This is a genomic window from Mycobacterium sp. E787, assembly GCF_001668725.1.
Classification (GTDB): Bacteria; Actinomycetota; Actinomycetes; order Mycobacteriales; family Mycobacteriaceae; genus Mycobacterium.
In genome coordinates, this window is sequence record NZ_LZKL01000085.1 from 1 (window position 1) to 22,755 (window position 22,755).

Genomic DNA, 22,755 nt, shown 5'->3' on the forward strand with positions numbered 1-22,755 from the left:
GCCTTCGACGGGGACGCCGACCGGTGCTTCGTGGTCGACGAGGGCGGGCGGCTGGTGTCGCCGTCGACGGTGACCAGCCTGGTGGCCGCGCGCGAGCTGGGCCGGGAGATCGGCGCCACGATCATCCACAACGTGATCACCTCCCGCGCGGTGCCCGAACTGGTCACCGAGCGCGGCGGCACCCCGCTGCGCTCGCGGGTCGGCCACTCCTACATCAAGGCGCTGATGGCCGACACCGGCGCGATCTTCGGCGGCGAGCATTCGGCGCACTACTACTTCCGCGATTTCTGGGGCGCCGACTCCGGGATGCTGGCGGCGCTGTACGTGCTGGCCGCACTCGGCGAGCAGGACCGGCCGCTGTCCGAGCTGACCGCCGACTACCAGCGCTACGAGTCGTCCGGCGAGATCAACTTCACGGTGGCCGACGCGGCGGCCTGCGTGGAGGCGGTGCTGAAATCGTTCGGCACCCGGATCCAGTCCATCGACCACCTCGACGGGGTGACGGTCGATCTGGGCGACGGCAGCTGGTTCAACCTGCGCAGCTCCAACACCGAGCCGTTGCTGCGGCTCAACGTGGAGGGCCGCACGACCGAGGACGTCGACGCGGTGGTCGCCCAGGTTCGCGCCGAGATCGCCGGGTCCGCCCCGTGAGCGCCACCCGCGTCATCGACCTCGAAGACGGCGAGGGCCTGCTGGCCGCCGACCGCGACGGCCTGCTGCGGGCGGCGTCCTCGGCCGGGGCGCAGGTGCGCGCGATCGCGGCCGCGGTCGACGAGGGCGCGCTGGACCCGCTGCGGACCGACGACCGTGCGCGCAGCCTGATCTGGGTGTCCGGCCGCGGCCCCGCCGAGACCGCCGGGGCCATGCTCGCCGCCACGATGGGCGGCGTGGCGCCCGCCCCGATCACGCTCACCGGCGAGGTGCCGCCGTGGATCGGCCCGCTGGACGTGCTGATCGTCGCGGGCGACGATCCCGGCGACCCCGCGCTCGTCATCGCCGCCGCCACCGGCGTGCGGCGCGGCGCCCGGGTGCTCGTCGTGGCGCCCAACGAGGGCCCGCTGCGCGACGCCGCGGCCGGGCGCGGCGCGGCGCTCGAGCCGCGGCTCGAGGTGCCCGAGGTGTTCGGTCTGTGCCGCTACTTCGCGGCCGGGCTGGCCGCCCTGCAAACCGTCGACGGCGGGCGGGGCGCCGACCTGAGTGTGCTCGCCGACGCGCTGGATGCGGAGGCGCTGCGCAACAGCGGGGGCCGCGAATTGTTCACCAACCCGGCCAAGGCGATCGCCGCGCGCGCGGACGGTCGCCGGTTGGTGCTGGCGGGTGACTGCGCCGCCACGCTGGCGCTGGCCCGGCACGGCAGCTCGGTGCTGCTGCGGCTGGCGCACGAGGTGGTCGCCGCCACCGGGCTGGCCGATGCCGTGCTGGCGCTGCGCGCGGCCGCCAACACGAGCGACGGGGCGGTCGACGACATCTTCCACGACGAGGAGATCGACGGGCCGCGGCCCGAGCGGTTGCGGGTGCTGGCGCTGACCCTGTCCGCCGAGCAGACGGTGGTGGCGGCCCGGACCGCCGGGCTCGAGGACGTGTACCTGCTCGCGGCCGAGGACGTGCCCGACGGGCCCGGCGGCTCGGCCGGCTCCACGGTGGCGCCGGCGTTGGGTGGCGCCATCAGCGCCGAGCAACAACTGGCAGTATTGGCCGTTCGGCTGGAGATGGCCGCGGTTTACATGCGACTGGTACGGGGATAGATAGACAAGTGGAACTGCTTCGCGGGGCGTTGAGGACCTACGCCTGGGGGTCGCGCACCGCCCTGGCGGAATTCACCGGGCGTCCGGTTCCGGCGGCCCACCCGGAGGCGGAGCTGTGGTTTGGCGCGCACCCCGGCGACCCGGCCTGGCTGGAAACCGGCAGGGGCGAGGTTTCGCTGCTGGAGGAGCTGGTCGCCGACCCGGAGGGGCAGCTCGGCCCGGGGTCGCGTGCGCGGTTCGGGGACGTGTTGCCGTTTCTGGTCAAGGTGCTGGCCGCCGACGAGCCGCTGTCGCTGCAGGCCCATCCCAGCGCCGAGCAGGCCGTCGAGGGCTACCTGCGCGAGGAGCGATTGGGCATCCCGGTGAACTCCCCGGTCCGCAACTACCGCGACACCTCCCACAAGCCGGAGCTGTTGGTGGCGTTGCATTCCTTCGAGGCGCTGGCCGGATTTCGCCAGGTGCCGCGGACGGTCGAGCTGCTGCGGGCGCTGGCCGTCTCCGACCTCGACCCCTACATCGACCTGCTGAGCGACCAGTCCGACGCCGACGGCCTGCGTGCCTTGTTCACCACCTGGATCACCGCCCCGCAGCCCGACATCGACGTGTTGGTGCCGGCGGTGCTGGACGGCGCCATCCAGTACATCAGCTCCGGCGCAACGGAATTCGCGGCCGAAGCCAAGATGGTGCTCGAGCTCGGCGAGCGCTATCCCGGCGACGCCGGGGTGCTGGCGGCGCTGCTGCTCAACCGCATCACCCTGGCCCCGGGCGAGGCCATCTTCGTGTCTGCCGGCAACCTGCACACCTACCTGCGCGGCTTCGCGGTCGAGGTGATGGCCAACTCCGACAACGTCTTACGCGGCGGGCTGACCCCCAAGCACGTGGACGTGCCCGAGCTGCTGAGGGTGCTGAACTTCACGCCCACCACCGAGGAGCAACTGCGCCCGCACATCCGCCGCGAGGGGTTGGGCCGGGTCTACGAGACGCCGACCGAGGAGTTCGCGGTCACGCTCTTGGCGCTCGACGGCGAGTACCTCGGCCACGAGGTCGACGCGTCGTGCAGCCACGAGGGCCCGCAGATCCTGTTGTGCACCGAGGGCTGCACGACGGTGCACGGCAAGGCCGGGTCGCTCACGCTGGAACGCGGGATGGCGGCCTGGGTGGCGGCCGACGACGGGCCCGTCAGGCTGGTCGCACGCGAACCCGCCAAGCTGTTCAGGGCGACCGTAGGGCTGTAAGGCTAGGCCTGCTGGTGGCGGCCTGCGTCGCCCGGCACCGTCGCGCTCGCGATCGCGACCCGTCGCCCCTTCCGGGCTTCCCGGCGCTCGCGCAGCCACAGCCGCATGTTGTGCGCCATGGCGCGGCCGACGATCCGCGGCGGCGGGACCATGTACAGGCTGTCCAGCAGCGAGAAGCGGCGCAAAAACCATTCGGCCAGCACGGGTTCGGTTTCGGCGGCCCCGAGGAACTGGTCGAACAGCGCCGCCGACGGCCGCCACCACCAGGGGACGGGCGCCGTGGTTCCGGCGTGGTGGAAGTTGACGTCGGCGATGCCGTTCATCATCCACACCGGGTAGGTGGTCCTGGCGGTGGCCCGGTTCAGTTCGACTTCGAGGTCGGGGGACCGCAGCGCCCGCCGCAAGTGACCGGCCTGCAGCGACGTCATCGTCATGCCCTGCCCGAACGTGGGGTTGAAGCTGGCGACGGCGTCGCCGAAGGGGACGATGCCGGCGGGGAAGCGGCTCAGCTTGTCGTAGCGACGCCACTTGCTGGCCGGAAACGCGTGATACGCCGGCTCCCCGAACGGTTCCGCCTGCGCCAGCGCGGCGGTGAAGTGGGCGGGCAGCAGCGTGCCGGCCAGCGCGAGCATGTCGCCGAACGTCTGCGGCGGTTTGGCGCCCGCCACCCCGAACGTGGTGAGCACCCAGGTGCGGTCCTCGTAATACAGCATGCCCAGCCCGAGCGACTGGTCGTGGGAGGCGCCGGCGACGACCACCTTCTCCGCGATCAGGCCCTCCGGCATCCGGAAGCGGTGGGTGGCGTAGTTGATGCCGATGTCGATGGTTTCCTCGCGGGGGCGATCAAATCCCCACTGCTGCAACCACACCGGCAGCCGGGTGCCCCGGCCCGCGGCGTCGACGACGAGGTCGGCGGGCACGAACTCGCCCTCGCCCCCGTTCTGCGGGTCGAGCAGGACACCGGTCACCCGCCGGCGCGCGCGGTCGAAGCGCGGCTCGGCGACCGATCGCCGCGCGATTTGGACGTTGTCGATGTCGCGGACCCGCCGGCGCAGCTGCCATTCCAGGTGCGGGCGGCTGGGCACGTAGGCGGTGAACTCGTCGCGCAGCGTGTGCCCCGTGCCGAGGACGTGGCCCGCGGCGCCCAGGTGGATGCAGTCCGGCCGGTTCTCCAGCATCGGCACGCCCGCGGCCACCATGTCGGCCAGCAGGCCGGGAAACAGGCCCTCGAACTCCGCCGCGCCCCGCGCCATCAGCATGTGCAGGTGCCGGTCCTGCGGGACCGTCGCCCGGTGGGCCGGGGCGCTCGGCACCTCGTCACGTTCGTAGACGGTCACCCGGGTGTAGCAATCCGAGAGCACCCGGGCGGCACACAACCCGGCGATGCTGCCCCCGATGACTACCGCATGATCCGTCGCGTTCCCCCCGCTGTCCGCCATGCTCGCAGACTACCCAGTACTGTGCGGTCCAACGGGCGGGCGCATCGGGAAGGGGCGGGGCGGAATGGCGAATCGCTGGCGCACCAAGTCGGTCGAACAGTCGATCGCCGACACCGACGAGCCCGAGACCCGGTTGCGCCGGGAGCTGACGTGGTGGGACCTCGTGGTGTTCGGTGTCGCGGTGGTGATCGGCGCCGGCATCTTCACGGTGACCGCGTCGACCACCGGCGACATCACCGGGCCGGCCATCTGGATCTCGTTCGTGATCGCGGCCATCACGTGCGCGCTGGCGGCCCTGTGCTACGCCGAATTCGCCTCGACGCTGCCGGTGGCGGGCAGCGCCTACACGTTCTCCTACGCCACCTTCGGCGAGTTCCTCGCCTGGATCATCGGCTGGAACCTGCTGCTGGAGTTGGCGATCGGCGCCGCCGTCGTGTCCAAAGGCTGGTCGAGCTACCTCGGTAACGTGTTCGGGTTCGCCGGTGGCACAGCGCAAATCGGGTCCGTTCAGCTGGACTGGGGCGCGCTGCTGATCGTCGCGGCGGTGGCGACGCTGATCGCCCTGGGCACCAAGCTGTCGTCGAGATTCTCCGCGGTGATCACCGGCATCAAGGTGTCGGTGGTGGTGCTGGTCGTGATCGTCGGCGCCTTCTACATCAAGGGCTCCAACTACTCGCCGTTCATCCCCAGGCCCGAGTCGGGGCGGGAGGCGTCGGGCATCAACCAGTCGGTGCTGTCGCTGCTGACCGGCGCGCAGGGTAGCCACTACGGCCTCTACGGCGTGCTGGCGGGGGCGTCCATCGTGTTCTTCGCGTTCATCGGTTTCGACATCGTCGCGACCATGGCCGAGGAGACCAAGCGGCCCCAGCGCGACGTCCCGCGGGGGATCCTGGTGTCGCTGGCGATCGTCACCCTGCTGTATGTCGCCGTCGCGGTCGTGCTGTCCGGCATGGTGTCCTACACCCAGCTCAAGACCCTGCCCGGCCACAAGCCGGCCAACCTGGCGACGGCGTTCGCAGCAAACGGGATCGGTTGGGCCAGCAAAATCATCGCCATCGGTGCCCTGGCGGGGCTGACCACCGTCGTGATGGTGCTGATGCTCGGGCAGTGCCGGGTGCTGTTCGCGATGGCGCGCGACGGGCTGTTGCCGCGGCCGCTCGCCAAGACCGGCTCGCGCGGCACCCCGGTGCGGATCACGGTCCTGGTCGCGCTGGTGGTGGCGGCGACGGCGTCGGTGTTCCCGATCGCCAAGCTCGAGGAGATGGTCAACGTCGGGACGCTGTTCGCGTTCGTCCTGGTCTCCGCCGGCGTCATGGTCCTGCGCCGCACCCGGCCGGACCTCGAGCGCGGGTTCCGGGCCCCGTGGGTGCCGGTGCTGCCCATCGCGTCGATCTGCGCCTGCGCATGGCTGATGCTCAACCTGACCGCGTTGACCTGGGTCCGGTTCGGCGTGTGGCTGGTGGTGGGAACCGCGATCTACGCCGGCTACGGGTACCGGCACTCCGTGCAGGGGCGCCGGGACGCCGGGCGCGGCGAGGCGGAGGCTGTGTTTACAAAATAGCCTTCTGTGTCTAGACACGAGACGCAAGCGCCGGTAATGTCCAACTCCAACGTGGCATGACTCACAAGGAGGCTTGGCATATGACCACAGTGGAACCGGCCGAAGTGACCGTCTGGCGGGACAAAAAGCGCCATCTGTGGCTGATGGGGCTCATCCCCCCGACGGCGCTGTTCGTGATGCTGCCGATCGTGTGGGGACTGAATTGGCTGGGCTGGCACGCCGCCGCGCAGGTGCCGTTGTGGATTGGTCCGATCCTGCTCTACGTCCTGCTGCCCATCCTCGACGTGCGTTTCGGGCCCGACGGGCAGAACCCGCCCGACGAGGTGATGGAGCGCCTGGAGAACGACAAGTACTACCGCCGCTGCACCTACGTCTACATCCCGTTCCAGTACCTCAGCGTGATCCTGGGCGCCTACCTGTTCACCGCGTCCAACCTGAGCTGGCTCGGCTTCCCGGCCGGTTCTGAAGGCGGCCTGGGTTGGGCGGGCAAGCTGGGCGTGGCGCTGTCCGTCGGGGTCCTCGGCGGGGTGGGGATCAACACGGCCCACGAGATGGGGCACAAGAAGGAGTCGCTGGAGCGGTGGCTGTCCAAGATCACCCTGGCGCAGTCCTGCTACGGCCACTTCTACATCGAGCACAACCGCGGCCACCACGTGCGCGTCTCGACACCCGAAGACCCGGCCTCGGCGCGTTTCGGCGAGACGTTCTGGGAGTTTCTGCCGCGCAGCGTGTTCGGCAGCCTGCGTTCCGCGCTGCGGCTGGAGGCCCAGCGGATTCGCCGGCAGGACAGGAGCCCCTGGAACCCCACGACCTATCCGTCCAACGACGTGCTCAACGCCTGGCTGATGTCGATGGTGTTGTGGGGCGCGCTGATCGCGATCTTCGGCGTGGGCCTGGTCCCGTTCGTGATCATCCAGGCGGTGTTCGGGTTCAGCCTGCTCGAGGCGGTCAACTACCTCGAGCACTACGGGCTGCTGCGGCAGAAGAACGCGAACGGCCGCTATGAGCGGTGCGCGCCGGTGCACAGCTGGAACTCCGACCACATCGTGACGAACCTGTTCCTGTACCACCTGCAGCGGCACAGCGATCACCACGCCAACCCGACCCGTCGCTATCAGACGCTGCGCAGCATCGAGGGCTCGCCCAACCTGCCCAGCGGGTACGCGTCGATGATCTCGCTCACCTACTTCCCGCCGCTGTGGCGCAAGGTGATGGACCACCGGGTGCTGTCCCACTACGACGGCGACATCAGCAAGGTCAACATCCAGCCGCGGCTGCGCGACCGGGTGCTGGCACGCTACGGGGCGAGCGCATGAGCGCCTACCGCTGCCCGGGCTGCGACTACGTTTACGACGAAGCGAAAGGGGCTCCGCGGGAAGGCTTTCCCGCGGGCACGCCCTTCAGCGACATCCCCGACGAGTGGTGCTGCCCGGATTGCGCGGTGCGCGAGAAGGTCGACTTCGAGATGCAAGGAGCCAAGGCATGAGTGACTACAAGCTGTTCCGCTGCATCCAGTGCGGCTTCGAATACGACGAGGCGCTGGGCTGGCCGGAGGACGGCATCGCGCCCGGGACCCGCTGGGACGACATCCCCGAGGACTGGAGCTGCCCGGACTGCGGCGCCGCGAAGTCCGATTTCGAGATGGTCGAGATCGCTCGATCGTGAGCAGCGCAACCGCTAGTGTCGCGCCTGTGAAGCGGATGCCGTACGCGGAGGCGTCGCGCGTCCTGCTGCGCGACTCGGTGCTCGACGCGATGCGGGACCTGCTGCTGGCCCGCGACTGGTCGGCCATCACGCTGGCCGACGTGGCCCGCGCCGCGGGCATCAGCCGGCAGACCATCTACAACGAGTTCGGTTCGCGGCAGGGCCTGGCGCAGGGGTACGCCCTGCGCCTGGCCGACCGCCTGGTCGACGCGGTCGGCGGCGCGATCGACGCCAACGTCGGCAACATCCACGAGGCGTTCCTGCAGGGATTCCGCTCCTTCTTCGCGGAGTCGGCGGCCGACCCGCTGGTGATCTCGTTGCTGACCGGCGTCGCCAAGCCCGACCTGCTGCAGATCATCACCACCGACAGCGGGCCCATCATCACCCGGGCGTCGGCCCGGCTGACCACGGCGCTGACCAACAGCTGGGTGGCCACCAGCGACGAGGACGCCGGCGTGCTGGCGCGCGCCATCGTGCGGCTGGCGCTGAGCTACGTGTCCATGCCCCCGGAGGCCGACCATGATGTCGCCGCGGACCTTGCGCGGCTGATGACGCCGTTCGCGGAGCGTCATGGGGTCGCGGCTACAGTGGCGGAAGAACATACCTAAGCTAAGTACCGCTTGGCTCGAGTGAGCCCCCCAAACGTCGAAGAAGGAAGATCACGCTATGACGACGACCGAAACTTCGTTAACCGCCGAGGTCCGCAACGGCATCGATTTCAAGGTGGCCGACCTGTCGCTGGCGGATTACGGCCGGCGGGACATCGAGCTCTCCGAGCAGGAGATGCCGGGTCTGATGTCGTTGCGGCGCGAGTACGCCGAGGTGCAGCCGCTCAAGGGGGCGCGGATCTCGGGCTCGCTGCACATGACAGTGCAGACGGCGGTCCTCATCGAGACCCTGGTGTCGCTGGGCGCGCAGGTGCGGTGGGCGTCGTGCAACATCTTCTCCACCCAGGACCACGCCGCGGCCGCGGTGGTCGTCGGCCCGCACGGCACGCCCGAGGAGCCCAAGGGTGTGCCGGTGTTCGCCTGGAAGGGTGAGACGCTCGAGGAATACTGGTGGGCCGCCGAGCAGATGCTGACCTGGCCCGACGAACCGGCCAACATGATCCTCGACGACGGCGGGGACGCCACCATGCTGGTGCTTCGCGGCGCGCAGTACGAGAAGGCGGGCGTGGTGCCCCCGGCCGAGGAGGACGACCCCACCGAGTGGAAGGTCTTCCTGGAGCTGCTGCGCCGCCGCTTCGAGACCGACAAGGAGAAGTGGACGAAGATCTCCGAGTCGGTCAAGGGCGTCACCGAGGAGACCACCACCGGCGTGCTGCGCCTGTATCAGTTCGCCGCCGCCGGCGACCTGGCGTTCCCCGCGATCAACGTCAACGACTCGGTCACCAAGTCCAAGTTCGACAACAAGTACGGCTGCCGGCACTCGCTGATCGACGGCATCAACCGCGGCACCGACGTGCTGATCGGCGGCAAGAAGGTGCTGATCTGCGGCTACGGCGACGTCGGCAAGGGCTGCGCGGACTCCGTCAAGGGCCAGGGCGCGCGGGTGGTCGTCACCGAGATCGACCCGATCAACGCGCTGCAGGCGCTGATGGAGGGTTACGACGTCAAGACGGTCGAGGACGCGATCGGCGAGGCCGACATCGTCATCACCGCGACCGGCAACAAGGACATCATCACCCTGGCGCACATGAAGGCGATGAAGGACCACGCCGTGCTGGGCAACATCGGGCACTTCGACAACGAGATCCAGGTCGCCCAGCTCGAAAAGTCCGGCGCCACCAAGGTGAACATCCGCCCGCAGGTCGACGTGTGGACGTTCGGCGACAGCGGCAAGTCGATCATCCTGCTCTCCGAGGGCCGGCTGCTGAACCTGGGCAACGCCACCGGACACCCGTCGTTCGTGATGAGCAACAGCTTCTCCAACCAGGTGATCGCCCAGATCGAGCTGTGGACCAAGAACGACGAGTACGACAACGAGGTGTACCGGCTGCCCAAGCACCTCGACGAGAAGGTGGCCCGCATCCACGTCGAGGCCCTCGGCGGCCAGCTGACCAAGCTGACGAAAGAGCAGGCCGAATACATCGGCGTCGACGTCGACGGCCCGTATAAGGCGGACCACTACCGCTACTGAGCGCCGGGTCGCCGAGCGTGCGGCCAGCCGCACATTCGGCACCGAGCGTGCGGCCTGCCGCACACTCGTGCGCAGGGCGAGCCCGATAGGCTCGCGCCGTGCTGATCGCGATGGAAGGGGTCGACGGCTCCGGCAAGCGGACCCTGTCCGACGGCCTGCGCAAGGCCTTCGAACGCGCCGGCAAGTCGGTTGCCACACTGGCCTTCCCGCGTTATGGGCGGTCGGTGACCGCCGACATCGCGGCTGAGGCGTTGCACGGCGAGCACGGCGACCTGGCGTCGTCGGCGTACGCGATGGCGATGCTGTTCGCGCTCGACCGCGCCGGGGCGATCGCCGAGATCGAGGGCCTGTGCCGCGATTACGACGTGGTGATCCTGGATCGTTACGTCGCCTCCAACGCCGCCTACAGCGCGGCGCGGCTGCACCAGGACGCGGCCGGGGAGGCGGCGGCCTGGGTGCACCGGCTGGAATACGAGCGGTTGGGGGTGCCCGCGCCCGACTGTCAGGTGCTGCTCGCGGTGCCCGCAGAGCTCGCCGCGCAGCGGGCGCGCCACCGCGCCGAGAACGAACCCGGCCGCGCGCGCGACAGTTATGAACGCGACGACGGACTGCAGCGGCGCACCGGCGCGGTTTACGCGCAGTTGGCCGCGGCGGACTTCGGAGGTCGCTGGCTGGTCGTCGAGAAAGACGTCGATCCGGGGGATCTGGCGGCAACTTTGACCGCCGGGTAGCACAAATTGGTCACGATTTGGCCGTATCGAAGAAGAAACGCCCGTGTGGCGCCCCAAATTTATCCCGATCTGGTGACACCATGGACTCCATGAGGCAAAGGATTTTGGTCGTCGACGACGACGCTTCGCTGGCCGAGATGCTCACCATCGTGCTGCGTGGGGAGGGTTTCGACACGGCGGTCATCGGCGACGGCACTCAGGCCCTGACCGCGGTGCGCGAGTTGCGCCCCGACCTGGTGCTGCTGGACCTGATGCTGCCGGGCATGAACGGGATCGACGTGTGCCGGGTGCTGCGCGCCGACTCCGGCGTCCCGATCGTGATGCTGACCGCCAAGACCGACACCGTCGACGTGGTGCTCGGCCTCGAGTCGGGCGCCGACGACTACATCATGAAGCCGTTCAAGCCGAAGGAACTGGTCGCCCGGGTGCGCGCGCGGCTGCGGCGCAACGACGACGAGCCCGCCGAGATGCTGTCGATCGCCGACGTGGACATCGACGTGCCCGCGCACAAGGTCACCCGCAACGGCGAGCAGATCTCCCTGACACCGCTGGAGTTCGACCTGTTGGTCGCGCTGGCACGCAAACCGCGCCAGGTGTTTACTCGTGATGTGCTGCTCGAACAGGTGTGGGGATATCGGCACCCGGCGGACACCCGCCTGGTGAACGTGCATGTCCAGCGTCTGCGGGCCAAGGTCGAGAAGGACCCTGAGAACCCGACTGTGGTGTTGACCGTTCGAGGAGTGGGATACAAGGCCGGACCTCCGTGATCTGGCGCTCGCCGCGACGCACGAGAAGCCGTTGGGGGCGCTCTGGCCCCATGACCCGCGGCATGGGTGCGTTGAGTCGAGCCGTGGGCGTTGCCTGGCGCCGATCGCTACAGCTGCGGGTCGTGGCGCTGACACTCGGATTGTCGCTGGCGGTGATCCTCGCGCTCGGCTTCGTGCTGACCAGCCAGGTCACCAATCGGGTGCTGGACGTCAAGGTCAAGGCCGCCATCGAGCAGATCGAGCGGGCGCGCACCACCGTCGGCGGCATCGTCAACGGCGAGGAGACGCGCTCGCTGGACAGCAGCCTGCAGCTGGCCCGCAACACCCTGACCTCGAAGACCGACACCGCCTCGGGCGCCGGGCTGGCCGGGCCTTTCGACGCGGTGCTGATCGTCCCGGGCGACGGCCCGCGCGCCGCGACCACGGCCGGCCCCGTCGACCAGGTGCCCGGCTCGTTGCGCGGGTTCGTCAAGGCCGGCCAGGCGGCCTACCAGTACGCGACCGTGCACACCGAGGGCTTTTCGGGGCCGGCGCTGATCGTCGGGACGCCGACGTCGTCACAGGTGGCGAACGTTGAGCTGTACCTGATCTTCCCGCTGAAGAACGAGCAGGCCACGATCCAGCTGGTGCGCGGCACGATGATCACCGGCGGCGGGGTGCTGCTGGTCCTGCTGGCCGGGATCGCGCTCCTGGTCTCGCGGCAGGTGGTGGTGCCGGTGCGGTCGGCGTCGCGGATCGCCGAGCGGTTCGCCGAGGGGCACCTGTCCGAACGCATGCCGGTGCGCGGCGAGGACGACATGGCCCGGCTGGCGTTGTCGTTCAACGACATGGCCGAGAGCCTGTCCCGGCAGATCACTCAGCTGGAGGAGTTCGGCAACCTGCAGCGCCGGTTCACCTCCGACGTCAGCCACGAACTGCGCACCCCGCTCACGACGGTGCGGATGGCCGCCGACCTGATCTACGACCACAGCGCCGACCTCGACCCGACCCTGGCCCGGTCCACCGAGCTGATGGTCAACGAGCTGGACCGGTTCGAGACACTGCTCAACGACCTGCTGGAAATCTCGCGGCACGACGCCGGTGTGGCCGAGCTGTCCGTCGAGGCGGTGGACCTGCGCACCACTGTGCAGAGCGCGCTGGGCAACGTCGGCCACCTGGCCGAGGACGCAGGCATCGAACTGCAGGTGGACATGCCGTCCGAGGAGGTGATCGCCGAGGTCGATCCGCGGCGGGTGGAGCGCATCCTGCGCAACCTGATCGCCAATGCCATCGACCACGCCGAGCACAAACCGGTGGACATCCGGATGGGCGTCGACGAGGACACCGTCGCCGTGACCGTTCGCGACTACGGCGTCGGGCTGCGGCCGGGCGAGGAGAAGCTGGTGTTCAGCCGGTTCTGGCGCTCGGACCCGTCGCGGGTGCGCCGGTCCGGCGGCACCGGGCTGGGCCTGGCGATCAGCGTCGAGGACGCGCGGCTGCACCAGGGGCGGCTGGAGGCCTGGGGCGAGCCGGGCCAGGGCGCCTGCTTCCGGCTGACGCTTCCGCTGGTACGCGGCCACAAGGTCACCACCAGCCCGCTGCCGCTGAAGCCCATCCCGCAGCCCATGCCGGAGCCGAGCGCCCCCGAACATAAGGCGCGCCAACCGGAACCCGCCGAGAGGAGCGTCTGATGCGGGGGCTGGCACGGCTGCTGGCGCTGCTGTTCCTGGCGGTGCTGCTCGCCGGGTGCGCGGGGGTGCCCAGCTCGTCGGCCCCGCAGGCGATCGGCACCGTCGAACGCCCGGCCCCGTCGAACCTGCCCAAGCCCACCCCGGGCATGGATCCCGACGTGTTGCTGCGCGAATTCCTCAAGGCCACAGCGGATCCGGCTAACCGGCACCTGGCGGCGCGGCAGTTCCTCACCCAGTCGGCGTCCAACGCGTGGGACGACGCCGGCAGCGCGCTGCTGATCGACCACGTGGTGTTCGTGGAAACCCGTGGCGCCGAACGGGTTTCGGCCACCATGCGCGCGGACATCCTGGGCTCGCTGTCCGACGTCGGCGTGTTCGAAACCGCCGAGGGCGTGCTTCCGGACCCGGGCCCGATCGAGTTGGTCAAGACCTCCGGCGGCTGGCGGATCGACCGCCTGCCCAACGGGGTGTTCCTGGACTGGCAGCAATTCCAGGAGACCTACAAACGCAACACGCTGTACTTCGCCGACCCGACCGGCAAGACGGTGGTTCCCGATCCCCGCTATGTGGCGGTGGCCGATCACGACCAGCTGGCCACCGAGCTGGTGTCCAAGATGCTGGCCGGGCCGCGGCCCGAGATGGCCCACACGGTGCGCAACCTGCTCGCCCCGCCGCTGCGGCTGCGCGGGCCGGTGACCCGCGCCGACGGCGGCAAGAACGGGATCGGGCTCGGTTACGGCGGCGCCCGCATCGATCTGGAGAAACTGTCCACCACCGATCCGCACAGCAGGCAATTGCTTGCCGCACAGATCATCTGGACGTTGGCCCGCGCGGACATCCGCGGTCCGTATGTGATCAACGCCGACGGCGCGCCGCTGGACGACAGGTTCGCGGAGGGGTGGACCACCTCCGATGTCGCGGCCACCGACCCGGGCGTGGCCGACGGGGCGGGTGCGGGCGTGCACGCCCTGGTCAACGGGTCGCTGGTCGGGCTGGACGGGCAGCACACCACCAACGTGGCGGGAGCCTTCGGGCGGATGGGCGATCAGACTGGCGCCGCGCTGTCCCGCAGCGGGCGGCAGGTGGCGTCGGTGGTGACGCTGCGGCGCGGCGCGCCGGACCAGGCGGCGTCGCTGTGGATCGGCGATCTGGGTGGCGAGGCGGTCCAGTCCGCCGACGGGCACAACCTGACCCGGCCCAGCTGGTCGCTGGACGACGCCGTCTGGGTGGTGGTGGACAACAACAACGTGCTGCGCGCGATCCAGGAACCGGCGTCCGGGCAGCCCGCGCGGATCCCGGTGGATTCCGCGCTGGTGGCGGCCAGCTTCCCCGGGCCGATCACCGACCTGCAGCTGTCCCGCGATTCCACCCGCGCCGCGATGGTGATCAACGGCCAGGTGATCCTCGCCGGCGTGGAGCAGACGCAGGCCGGGCAGTACGCCCTGACCTACCCGCGCCGCCTGGGTTTCGGGCTGGGCAACTCGGTGGTCTCGCTGTCGTGGCGCACCGGCGACGACATCGTGGTCACCCGCACCGACGCCAGCCATCCGGTGTCCTACGTCAACCTCGACGGGGTCAACTCCGACGCGCCGGCCCGCGGCCTGCAGGTCCCGGTGACGACGGTCGCGGCCAACCCGTCGGCGGTCTACGTCGCCGCCCCGCAGGGGGTGCTGCAGTATTCGGCCTCGGCGCCCGAAAGCCAGCAGAGCTGGTCGGACGTCTCCGGGCTGAACATGCCCGGCGCGGCGCCGGTCTTGCCGGGCTGACTCAGAGGCGCCGTGCGCGACGGGGGTCGTGTGCACGACCCTGAATACGGCTAAGTCAACCGGGATGGGTGCGCGTTCGGGAACCGCGGTGACGTGCGCAGACAATCGCTCGTTATGGCGCGATATATAGAATCTATCATCACGCCCGCCAACGGATTATCGAGCTAAATACGTTGCATCACAACGAATTACAGACCGTCGGCGCTTGCCCTCGGTACGTCAGTGAGTGGGAGTTGATGTGCCGGTGATCATCGGTAATGTCCCGGTAACACGCCAAACCTACTGTTGGCGAGGCACATTGGTGTTCACAACAACTCGCGCTGTCTGAAAATTTGTTTCGGACAAGCGCTTTGGCATTTCGAAACGCCCCGATATCACCGCCGGCACGTAACTGGAAACGGAGAGCCGCTTTGCTTGCTAACACGGACGCCTTGAGCTCCACGGCAGCGGCTACAGCGCCGACCGTCGCGCGCACCCGCTGGCTCCAGCTCGGCCTGGGCCTGGTGTGCATGATGACGATATCGAGTCCGCAGTACGTGTGGACGCTGATGACCAAGCCGCTCGCCGCCAAACTCGGGATTGCCCTGCCGGAATTGCAGGTCACCTTCTCGATTCTCGTGGTTTTGCAGGCCTTTTTCTCGCCATTCCAGGGGGCGCTGGTCGACCGTTTCGGGCCCCGCCGGCTGATCTCTATCGGCACGCTGCTGGCGGGCTTGAGCTGGGTGCTCGCATCCCACGCGACTACCGCGCCGATGCTGTACCTCACCTATGGCGGTGTCGGCGGCATCGGCACGGGGATCGTGTATGTCGGCGTCGTCGGGCTGATGGTCCAGTGGTTTCCCGATCGGCGCGGATTCGCCGCCGGTGTGGTGGCGGCCGGCTACGGAATGGGCGCCATGCTCACCACTTTTCCGATCGCCTCATCGCTGGCCGCACGCGGCGTGGAGTCGACGTTGTGGCTGTTCGGCGTCGCGTTCGCCGCCGTCGGTTGCGTTGCGGCGCAGGGGTTGCACGTGCCGCCGACGGATCTGGCATTGAGTACGTCGAGCGCCCGCGCGTCCACCACCGTGCGCGATTATCGGCCATCCGAAATGCTCAAGCGGCCCCTCTTCTGGTTGATGTTCGTGATGATGACGACGATGGCCACCTCGGGCCTGATGGTCACGTCGCAGCTGGCGACGTTCGCCGCTGACTTCGGTGTGAGCAAGGTATTGGTGTTCGGGCTCGCCGCCGTGCCGCTCGCCTTGACCATCGACCGCTTCACGAACGGGCTTACCCGGCCGTTGTTCGGTTGGGTATCGGATCGGCTGGGCCGTGAGAACACCATGGCGTTTGCCTTCGCGCTGGAGGGCGTCGCCATGACGCTCTGGCTGCTCACCCGACACGACGCGACGATGTTCGTCCTCCTGTCGGGGTTGGTGTTCTTCGGGTGGGGCGAGATCTTCTCGCTGTTCCCGTCCACCTTGACCGACACCTTCGGGACCCGTTACGCCACGGCGAACTATGGCTGGCTCTACATCTCGTTCGGGATCGGTTCGATCTTCGGCGGCCCGCTCGCCGCCCTGTTGCACCAACAAGCCCGCAGCTGGATCCCGGTGTTCGAGTGTGCGATCGCGCTCGATCTGGGAACCGCAGCGCTGGCCGTGTTCGTGTTGAAGCCGGCGCGTGGGCGTTTCGTCAGCGCGGGGCAACGAGAAGGCTAGGCAGGCCACTCAGCCAAGCGGGTCGTGTTGTCGGACGCGCCCACCAGACTGTGTCCGTGCTCGACCTCATCCTGCCCCTGGAATGCGGCGGCTGCGGGGCGCCGTCGACCCGCTGGTGTGCCGCCTGCGCGGCCGAGCTCGAGGCCAAACCGGACCAGCCGCACGTGGTTGACCCGCGGATCGACCCGGAGGTGCCGGTGTTCGCGCTGGGCCGTTACGCCGGGGCGCGCCGCCGGGCGATCCTCGCGTGCAAGGAGCGCGGCCGCGGGGACCTGGTGTCGCCCCTGGCCCGGGCGCTGGCCGTCGGGGTGCACCGGCTGCTGACCTGGGGCATGGTCGAGACGCCGCTGACGATCGTGCCTGCGCCGACCCGGCGTTCGGCGGCGCGCCGCCGGGGCGGTGACCCCGTCGCCCGGCTGGCGCGGGCCGCGGTGGCCGGCTACCCGGACGTCGGCGTCGTGCAGGCGCTGCGGATGAAGGCGCTGGTCCGCGACTCGGTGGGGCTTTCCACGTCGGACCGCGAGCGCAATGTCGCGGGCCGGGTCGTGTTGTGCCGGCGGCCGCCGAGTACCGAGGTCCTGGTCGTCGACGACATCGTCACCACGGGGGCGACGGCGCGCGAGTCGGTGCGGATCCTGCGTGCCGCGGGGGTGCGCGTGGCGGCGGTGCTGGCGATCGCGGCCGCGTGAGGCTGTGGCCCGGGCATGAGGTTGTGAAGAACATGCAACAGCTCTGCGAAATTGGTGGCGTCCCAAGGCGAACACGAGCTAACGTCGAGGACAACCTTCAGGAACACCCTGGGCTTCCTGAACACGCAACACACTCGTCGCGATTCCCCAGGTTGAAGCGCCGCACGCGAAGGAGGTGAGTATTCGACTCCTAGCACCGGCGGGCAGCCTGCGGCCAAAACCGCTCCCACCCCGTCGGCGCGTTTCGTAGCAAGCCGGCACGCAGCGCGTGCAACGTGGAAAAGGAAACGAGTTGACACGTATGTCAAGGCTTACCGTGGATTCCGGTCAGACTCTCGACCAACCGCCGGCAGACACCACCGGGCCGGCCGAACCGACATTGAACGCCGAGGTCGTGTTCAAGGGCCGCAACGTCGAAATCCCCGATCACTACCGCATCTACGTCTCGCAGAAACTCGCCCGCCTCGAACGATTCGATCGCTCCATCTACCTTTTCGACGTCGAGCTCAAGCACGCCCCCAACCGCCGCCAGCGCAAGTCCTGTCAGCGCGTGGAGATCACCGCCCGCGGGCGCGGGCCGGTCAGCCGCGCGGAGGCCTGCGCCGACAGCTTCTACGCCGCCTTCGAGTCGGCGGTCGACAAGCTGGAGAACCGGCTGCGCCGCGTCAAGGACCGACGCAAGGTCCACTATGGCGACAAGACGCCGGTGTCGCTGGCCGCGGCGACCGCGGTCGCCCCGCTACCCGCGAAGGCCTTCGACAGCGAGCCGGTGCAGCCGCACGAGCACGACGGCGCCGGTGTCGACGGGCACGAACACCTTGACCGCGAGCCGGGGCGGGTGGTGCGCACCAAGGAGCACCAGGCCAAACCGATGACGGTCGACGACGCGCTGTACGAGATGGAACGGGTCGGGCACGACTTCTTCTTGTTCTTCGACAAGCAGACCGAGCGGCCGTCCGTCGTCTACCGTCGCCACGCCTACGACTACGGGCTGATCAGTCTGTCCTGACGACGTTCGCGGGCTTTTCCGGCGTGTCACCTACGATGGATGGCGCCGAACACTGATGCGGCGAAGAACAACGCCATCCAACAGGGGAACATCCCCAAGAGGGACGACACCGTGCTACAGAAGTTGCTGCGCCTTGGTGAAGGTCGCATGGTCAAACGCCTCAAGCGGGTGGCCGACTATGTCAACACGTTGTCCGACGACGTCGAGAAGCTCACCGACGCGGAGCTGAGGGCCAAGACCGACGAGTTCCGCAGGCGCCTCGAGGAGGGCGAGACCCTCGACGACCTGCTGCCCGAGGCGTTCGCCGTGGCCCGCGAGGCCGCGTGGCGGGTGCTTGACCAGCGCCCGTTCGACGTGCAGGTGATGGGCGCGGCCGCGCTGCACCTCGGCAACGTCGCCGAGATGAAGACCGGTGAGGGCAAGACCCTGACCTGCGTGCTGCCGGCCTACCTCAACGCGCTGGCCGGCAAGGGCGTGCACATCGTCACCGTCAACGACTACCTGGCCAAGCGCGACAGCGAGTGGATGGGCCGGGTGCACCGCTTCCTGGGCCTGCAGGTCGGCGTGATCCTCGCGCAGATGACGCCCGACGAGCGGCGCGTCGCCTACAACGCCGACATCACGTATGGCACCAACAACGAGTTCGGCTTCGACTACCTGCGCGACAACATGGCCCACTCGCTCGACGACCTGGTGCAGCGCGGCCACAGCTACGCCATCGTCGACGAGGTCGACTCCATCCTGATCGACGAGGCCCGCACCCCGCTCATCATCTCCGGCCCCGCCGACGGCGCGTCGAACTGGTACCTCGAGTTCGCGCGGCTGGCGCCGCTGATGCAAAAGGACGTGCACTACGAGGTCGACCTGCGCAAGCGCACGGTCGGCGTGCACGAAAAGGGCGTGGAGTTCGTCGAGGACCAGCTCGGCATCGACAACCTCTACGAGGCCGCCAACTCGCCGCTGGTCAGCTACCTGAACAACGCGCTGAAGGCCAAGGAGCTGTTCACCCGCGACAAGGACTACATCGTCCGCGACGGCGAGGTGCTCATCGTCGACGAGTTCACCGGCCGCGTGTTGATCGGCCGCCGCTACAACGAGGGCATGCACCAGGCCATCGAGGCCAAGGAGCACGTCGAGATCAAGGCCGAGAACCAGACGCTGGCCACGATCACGCTGCAGAACTACTTCCGCCTCTACGACAAGCTGGCCGGCATGACCGGCACCGCCCAGACCGAGGCGGCCGAGCTGCACGAGATCTACAAGCTGGGCGTGGTCTCCATCCCGACCAACAAGCCGATGATCCGCACCGACTGCTCCGACCTCATCTACAAGACCGAGGAGGCCAAGTACATCGCTGTGGTCGATGACGTCTCCGAGCGCTACGAGAAGGGGCAGCCGGTCCTGATCGGCACCACCAGCGTGGAGCGCTCGGAGTACCTGTCGCGGCAGTTCCAGAAGCGCCGCATCCCGCACAACGTGCTCAACGCCAAGTACCACGAGCAGGAGGCGGGCATCATCGCGGTGGCGGGCCGCCGCGGCGGTATCACCGTCGCCACCAACATGGCCGGCCGCGGCACCGACATCGTGCTGGGCGGCAACGTCGACTTCCTCACCGATCAGCGGCTGCGCGAGCGCGGGCTGGACCCGGTGGAGACGCCCGACGAGTACGAGACGGCCTGGCACGAGGAGCTGGCGATCGTCAAGGAGGAGGCCGGCAAGGAGGCCGCCGAGGTGATCGAGGCCGGCGGCCTGTACGTGCTGGGCACCGAACGGCACGAGTCGCGGCGCATCGACAACCAGCTGCGCGGCCGCTCCGGCCGCCAGGGCGACCCTGGCGAGTCGCGCTTCTACCTCTCGCTGAGCGACGAGCTGATGCGCCGCTTCAACGGCGCGGCGCTGGAGGCGATGCTCAACCGGCTGAACCTGCCCGACGACGTGCCGATCGAGAACAAGATGGTGACCCGCGCGATCAAGAGCGCGCAGACCCAGGTCGAGCAGCAGAACTTCGAGGTCAGAAAGAACGTCCTCAAGTACGACGAGGTGATGAACCAGCAGCGGATGGTGATCTACGCCGAGCGCCGCCGCATCCTCGAGGGCGAGAACCTCAAGGACCAGGCGCTGGACATGGTCCGCGACGTGATCACCGCCTACGTCAACGGCGCGACGGCCGAGGGCTACGCCGAGGATTGGGACTTGGAGGCGCTGTGGTCGGCGCTCAAGACGCTCTATCCGGTCGGGATCGACCACGTGACGCTGACGCGCCGGGACGGTGACGACGACCTCGAGGACCTCACCCGCGACGAGCTCCTCGACGCGTTGCTCAAGGACGCCGAACGCGCTTACGCCGCAAGGGAAGCCGAGCTCGAGGAAATCGCCGGCGAGGGCGCGATGCGCCAGCTGGAGCGCAACGTGCTGCTCAACGTCATCGACCGCAAGTGGCGCGAGCACCTCTACGAGATGGACTACCTCAAGGAGGGCATCGGGCTGCGGGCGATGGCGCAGCGCGACCCGCTGGTGGAGTACCAGCGCGAGGGCTACGACATGTTCATGGCGATGCTCGACGGCATGAAGGAGGAGTCGGTCGGCTTCCTGTTCAACGTCACCGTGGAGGCGGTGCCCGCGCCGCAGGTCGCCCCCCAGGCGACACCGGAGGGCCTCGCGGAGCTGGGAACCGCCGCCGGCGGACAGCCCGGCGGCGAAGCCCAACCGCCCGCGGCGCCGCGCGAGGAGGCGCCAAGCACCCTGCGCGCCAAGGGCATCGATGACGAGGCGCCCGCGCTCACGTATTCCGGCCCTGCCGAGGACGGTTCGGCGCAGGTGCAGCGCAACGGCGGTGGCGCGCAGAAGACGACGGCCGGCGCGCCCGGCGGCGCCAGCCGTCGCGAGCGCCGCGAGGCCGCGCGCCGGCAGGGTCGCGGCGCCAAGCCGCCAAAGTCGGTGAAGCGGCGCTAAGTCGGCAACCGGTCGGAGATGCCGCGGGCCTGACCCGGTCGAGAAAGGGGCACGTTTCATGCCCTTCGACGGAGCGGTGTCGCGGACCGAGGTGCTGGCGGCGCTGTCGTTGGCGATCGACCTCGGGCTCGGGCAGCCGATGGACCACATGCTGCGATCGGCGGCGCTGGGCACCAGGCTCGGCGAGCGGCTCGGGCTGAGCGAGCGCGAGCGCGGCACCGTTTTCTACACCGGCCTGGTGATGTGGATCGGTTGTCACGCCGACTCCCACGAGTACGCGCGCTGGTTCGGCGACGACATCGCGGTGCGGCACGCCAGCCACTACATCGACTGGTCCGGCGCGCCGTACCGCCGATTCCTCATGAGCAATCTGGGCCGCGGGGCCACGTTGCCGAAGCGGGCGCAGCTGGCGGCCAGGGTGTTTTGGGACGCACGCGGGAATATCGGCGGGCTGGTGCAATCCCATTGCCTGTCGGCCGCATTGCTCGCCGAGGAGATCGGCTTGGGCGCGGACGTGTGCGAGGCCCTGCCGTATGCGTATGAACGATGGGATGGCAGCGGCATGCCCGCCGGCGCCGCCCGAGACCGCATACCGGTGGCGATGCGGGTGGCGCAGGTAGCCGACATCGCCGAAGTGCACCATCGCGCCTACGGTGCGGAGGCCGCGATCGCCGAGGTGCGCAAGCGCAGCGGCAAGCAATTCGACCCCGACGTGGTCGCGGCGTTCACCGCGGCCGCCGGCGAGCTGTTGCGCGAGAACGAAGATGCGTGGTCGGCCGCCGCCGACCTTGCTCCTGATCCCGGCGAGGCGCTGAGCGGCGACGCGCTGGACCGGCTCCTGCGCGCGATGGGGGACTTCGCGGACCTGAAATGCCCGTTCACCCTTGGTCATTCGCGTGCCGTGGCCGAGCTGGCGGAGAACGCCGGGAAATGCGCCGGGCTGCCGAGCGACGACATCGACGTTCTGCGCCGCGCCGGTTACGTGCACGACCTCGGTCGCATCGGCGTGTCCAACCGGGTGTGGGAAAAGCCCGGTGAACTCACCCACGCCGAACGCGAGCGGGTGCATCTGCACCCGTATCTGTCCGGCAGGATCTTGGCGCGGGTCGGTGGGCTGAAGGCCGTCCGGGAGGTCGCGGTGAACCACCACGAACGACTGGACGGGTCGGGATATCCGAACGGTCTGCGGGGTGAGGACCTGTCCGTCCGCGACCGGATACTCGCCGCCGCCGAAAGCTATTGCGCCTCAACCGAGCCGCGACCGCATCGCGAGGCATCCGACGAGACGGGCGCGGCCGGGCGGCTGCGCGGTGAAGCGTCGCGCGGCCGCCTCGACGGCGACGCGGTCGAGGCCGTGCTCGAAGCCGCGGGCCACCGGCCGTCGCGCAGGCCCGCCAGGCCGGCGGGATTGACCCGCCGCGAGGCCGAGGTGCTGCTGCACGTCGCGCAGGGGCTCACCAACCGCGAGATCGCCTCGGCCCTTTGGATTTCGGAGAAGACGGTGCGCAATCACGTTGAGCACATCTATGCCAAGATCGGGGTGTCCAACCGGATCGGGGCCAGCCTGTATGCGACGCGGCACGGCCTGACCGGCAGCGCCCCGACCGGGTCCTGATATTTGGGGCCGATGCCCCATGCGCGGACG

At 69.1% G+C, this 22,755-nt stretch carries 18 protein-coding genes and 1 pseudogene; 18 read left to right on the plus strand and 1 reads right to left on the minus strand.

Annotated features, from left to right (window positions below; translation table 11 throughout):
• From manB to manA, 3 genes and pseudogenes are all read left to right on the plus strand, one after another.
• A pseudogene (gene manB, locus A5705_RS16535) lies at positions 1 to 651 on the plus strand (phosphomannomutase/phosphoglucomutase); the annotation flags it as partial.
• The gene (locus tag A5705_RS16540) at positions 648 to 1,745 is read left to right on the plus strand and encodes a TobH protein (protein WP_067883020.1); all 1,098 of its coding nucleotides are present in this window, start codon (positions 648 to 650) and stop codon (positions 1,743 to 1,745) included. The pseudogene manB and the gene A5705_RS16540, both read left to right, overlap by 4 nt.
• A gap of 8 nt (positions 1,746 to 1,753) precedes the next feature.
• Positions 1,754 to 2,980, plus strand: coding sequence for a mannose-6-phosphate isomerase, class I (gene manA / locus A5705_RS16545; RefSeq protein ID WP_068278667.1), 1,227 nt, complete (start codon positions 1,754 to 1,756; stop codon positions 2,978 to 2,980).
• A 2-nt stretch (positions 2,981 to 2,982) separates the two neighbouring features.
• Here manA and A5705_RS16550 read toward each other — a convergent pair whose 3' ends face one another.
• A complete protein-coding gene (locus A5705_RS16550; RefSeq protein ID WP_068278669.1) occupies positions 2,983 to 4,419 on the minus strand; it encodes an NAD(P)/FAD-dependent oxidoreductase in 1,437 nt (478 codons plus the stop codon).
• 64 nt (positions 4,420 to 4,483) lie between these two features.
• Between A5705_RS16550 and A5705_RS16555 the strand changes: the two genes are divergently transcribed.
• From A5705_RS16555 to A5705_RS16625, 15 genes are all read left to right on the plus strand, one after another.
• Complete coding sequence (locus A5705_RS16555) at positions 4,484 to 5,980, plus strand: amino acid permease (RefSeq protein WP_067883023.1); 1,497 nt, start codon at positions 4,484 to 4,486, stop codon at positions 5,978 to 5,980.
• Between the two features lie 80 nt (positions 5,981 to 6,060).
• Complete coding sequence (locus A5705_RS16560) at positions 6,061 to 7,296, plus strand: alkane 1-monooxygenase (protein ID WP_068278671.1); 1,236 nt, start codon at positions 6,061 to 6,063, stop codon at positions 7,294 to 7,296.
• On the plus strand, positions 7,293 to 7,466 hold the full coding sequence (locus A5705_RS16565; protein ID WP_067883025.1) for a rubredoxin: 174 nt from the start codon (positions 7,293 to 7,295) through the stop codon (positions 7,464 to 7,466). The genes A5705_RS16560 and A5705_RS16565 overlap by 4 nt, the downstream gene beginning before the upstream one ends.
• Positions 7,463 to 7,645, plus strand: coding sequence for a rubredoxin (locus A5705_RS16570; protein WP_067883026.1), 183 nt, complete (start codon positions 7,463 to 7,465; stop codon positions 7,643 to 7,645). The genes A5705_RS16565 and A5705_RS16570 overlap by 4 nt, the downstream gene beginning before the upstream one ends.
• Before the next feature lie 35 nt (positions 7,646 to 7,680).
• Positions 7,681 to 8,292 (plus strand): TetR family transcriptional regulator, encoded by a 612-nt coding sequence (locus tag A5705_RS16575; RefSeq protein WP_369803374.1) that lies wholly within the window; start codon positions 7,681 to 7,683, stop codon positions 8,290 to 8,292.
• 58 nt (positions 8,293 to 8,350) lie between these two features.
• Entirely contained in the window at positions 8,351 to 9,823 is a 1,473-nt protein-coding gene (gene ahcY, locus A5705_RS16580) for an adenosylhomocysteinase (RefSeq protein ID WP_068278673.1), read from the plus strand.
• Positions 9,824 to 9,921: 98 nt separating this feature from the next.
• Positions 9,922 to 10,554: a dTMP kinase gene (locus A5705_RS16585; RefSeq protein WP_068278675.1), complete on the plus strand. Its 633-nt coding sequence runs from the start codon at positions 9,922 to 9,924 to the stop codon at positions 10,552 to 10,554.
• A gap of 80 nt (positions 10,555 to 10,634) precedes the next feature.
• The gene (mtrA, locus tag A5705_RS16590) at positions 10,635 to 11,321 is read left to right on the plus strand and encodes a two-component system response regulator MtrA (protein WP_055576516.1); all 687 of its coding nucleotides are present in this window, start codon (positions 10,635 to 10,637) and stop codon (positions 11,319 to 11,321) included.
• Positions 11,318 to 12,991 (plus strand): MtrAB system histidine kinase MtrB, encoded by a 1,674-nt coding sequence (gene mtrB, locus A5705_RS16595; RefSeq protein WP_082956514.1) that lies wholly within the window; start codon positions 11,318 to 11,320, stop codon positions 12,989 to 12,991. Before mtrA ends, mtrB begins: the two co-directional genes overlap by 4 nt.
• Positions 12,991 to 14,757 carry an MtrAB system accessory lipoprotein LpqB gene (gene lpqB, locus A5705_RS16600; protein WP_067883031.1) on the plus strand — a complete coding sequence of 589 codons (1,767 nt, stop codon included), beginning with the start codon at positions 12,991 to 12,993 and terminating at the stop codon, positions 14,755 to 14,757. The genes mtrB and lpqB overlap by 1 nt, the downstream gene beginning before the upstream one ends.
• Before the next feature lie 431 nt (positions 14,758 to 15,188).
• Positions 15,189 to 16,460, plus strand: a complete 1,272-nt coding sequence (oxlT, locus tag A5705_RS16605; RefSeq protein WP_068278677.1) for an oxalate/formate MFS antiporter — start codon at positions 15,189 to 15,191, stop codon at positions 16,458 to 16,460.
• A 56-nt stretch (positions 16,461 to 16,516) separates the two neighbouring features.
• Positions 16,517 to 17,149 carry a ComF family protein gene (locus A5705_RS16610; protein WP_067883144.1) on the plus strand — a complete coding sequence of 211 codons (633 nt, stop codon included), beginning with the start codon at positions 16,517 to 16,519 and terminating at the stop codon, positions 17,147 to 17,149.
• Positions 17,150 to 17,465: 316 nt separating this feature from the next.
• Positions 17,466 to 18,158, plus strand: coding sequence for a ribosome hibernation-promoting factor, HPF/YfiA family (hpf, locus tag A5705_RS16615; protein WP_067883033.1), 693 nt, complete (start codon positions 17,466 to 17,468; stop codon positions 18,156 to 18,158).
• A 111-nt stretch (positions 18,159 to 18,269) separates the two neighbouring features.
• Positions 18,270 to 21,110, plus strand: coding sequence for a preprotein translocase subunit SecA (gene secA / locus A5705_RS16620; RefSeq protein WP_068278732.1), 2,841 nt, complete (start codon positions 18,270 to 18,272; stop codon positions 21,108 to 21,110).
• Positions 21,111 to 21,168: 58 nt separating this feature from the next.
• A complete protein-coding gene (locus tag A5705_RS16625) occupies positions 21,169 to 22,725 on the plus strand; it encodes an HD domain-containing phosphohydrolase (RefSeq protein WP_067883034.1) in 1,557 nt (518 codons plus the stop codon).
• Positions 22,726 to 22,755: the final 30 nt, after the last annotated feature.

What these genes read in the sequence shown, in the direction of transcription:
- A5705_RS16550 (WP_068278669.1), bottom strand. Translation starts at nt 4,419, where the DNA reads ATGGCGGACAGCGGGGGGAACGCGACGGATCATGCGGTAGTCATCGGG.
- A5705_RS16555 (WP_067883023.1), top strand. Translation starts at nt 4,484, where the DNA reads ATGGCGAATCGCTGGCGCACCAAGTCGGTCGAACAGTCGATCGCCGAC.
- A5705_RS16560 (WP_068278671.1), top strand. Translation starts at nt 6,061, where the DNA reads ATGACCACAGTGGAACCGGCCGAAGTGACCGTCTGGCGGGACAAAAAG.
- A5705_RS16565 (WP_067883025.1), top strand. Translation starts at nt 7,293, where the DNA reads ATGAGCGCCTACCGCTGCCCGGGCTGCGACTACGTTTACGACGAAGCG.
- A5705_RS16570 (WP_067883026.1), top strand. Translation starts at nt 7,463, where the DNA reads ATGAGTGACTACAAGCTGTTCCGCTGCATCCAGTGCGGCTTCGAATAC.
- A5705_RS16575 (WP_369803374.1), top strand. Translation starts at nt 7,681, where the DNA reads ATGCCGTACGCGGAGGCGTCGCGCGTCCTGCTGCGCGACTCGGTGCTC.
- ahcY (WP_068278673.1), top strand. Translation starts at nt 8,351, where the DNA reads ATGACGACGACCGAAACTTCGTTAACCGCCGAGGTCCGCAACGGCATC.
- mtrA (WP_055576516.1), top strand. Translation starts at nt 10,635, where the DNA reads ATGGACTCCATGAGGCAAAGGATTTTGGTCGTCGACGACGACGCTTCG.
- lpqB (WP_067883031.1), top strand. Translation starts at nt 12,991, where the DNA reads ATGCGGGGGCTGGCACGGCTGCTGGCGCTGCTGTTCCTGGCGGTGCTG.
- A5705_RS16625 (WP_067883034.1), top strand. Translation starts at nt 21,169, where the DNA reads ATGCCCTTCGACGGAGCGGTGTCGCGGACCGAGGTGCTGGCGGCGCTG.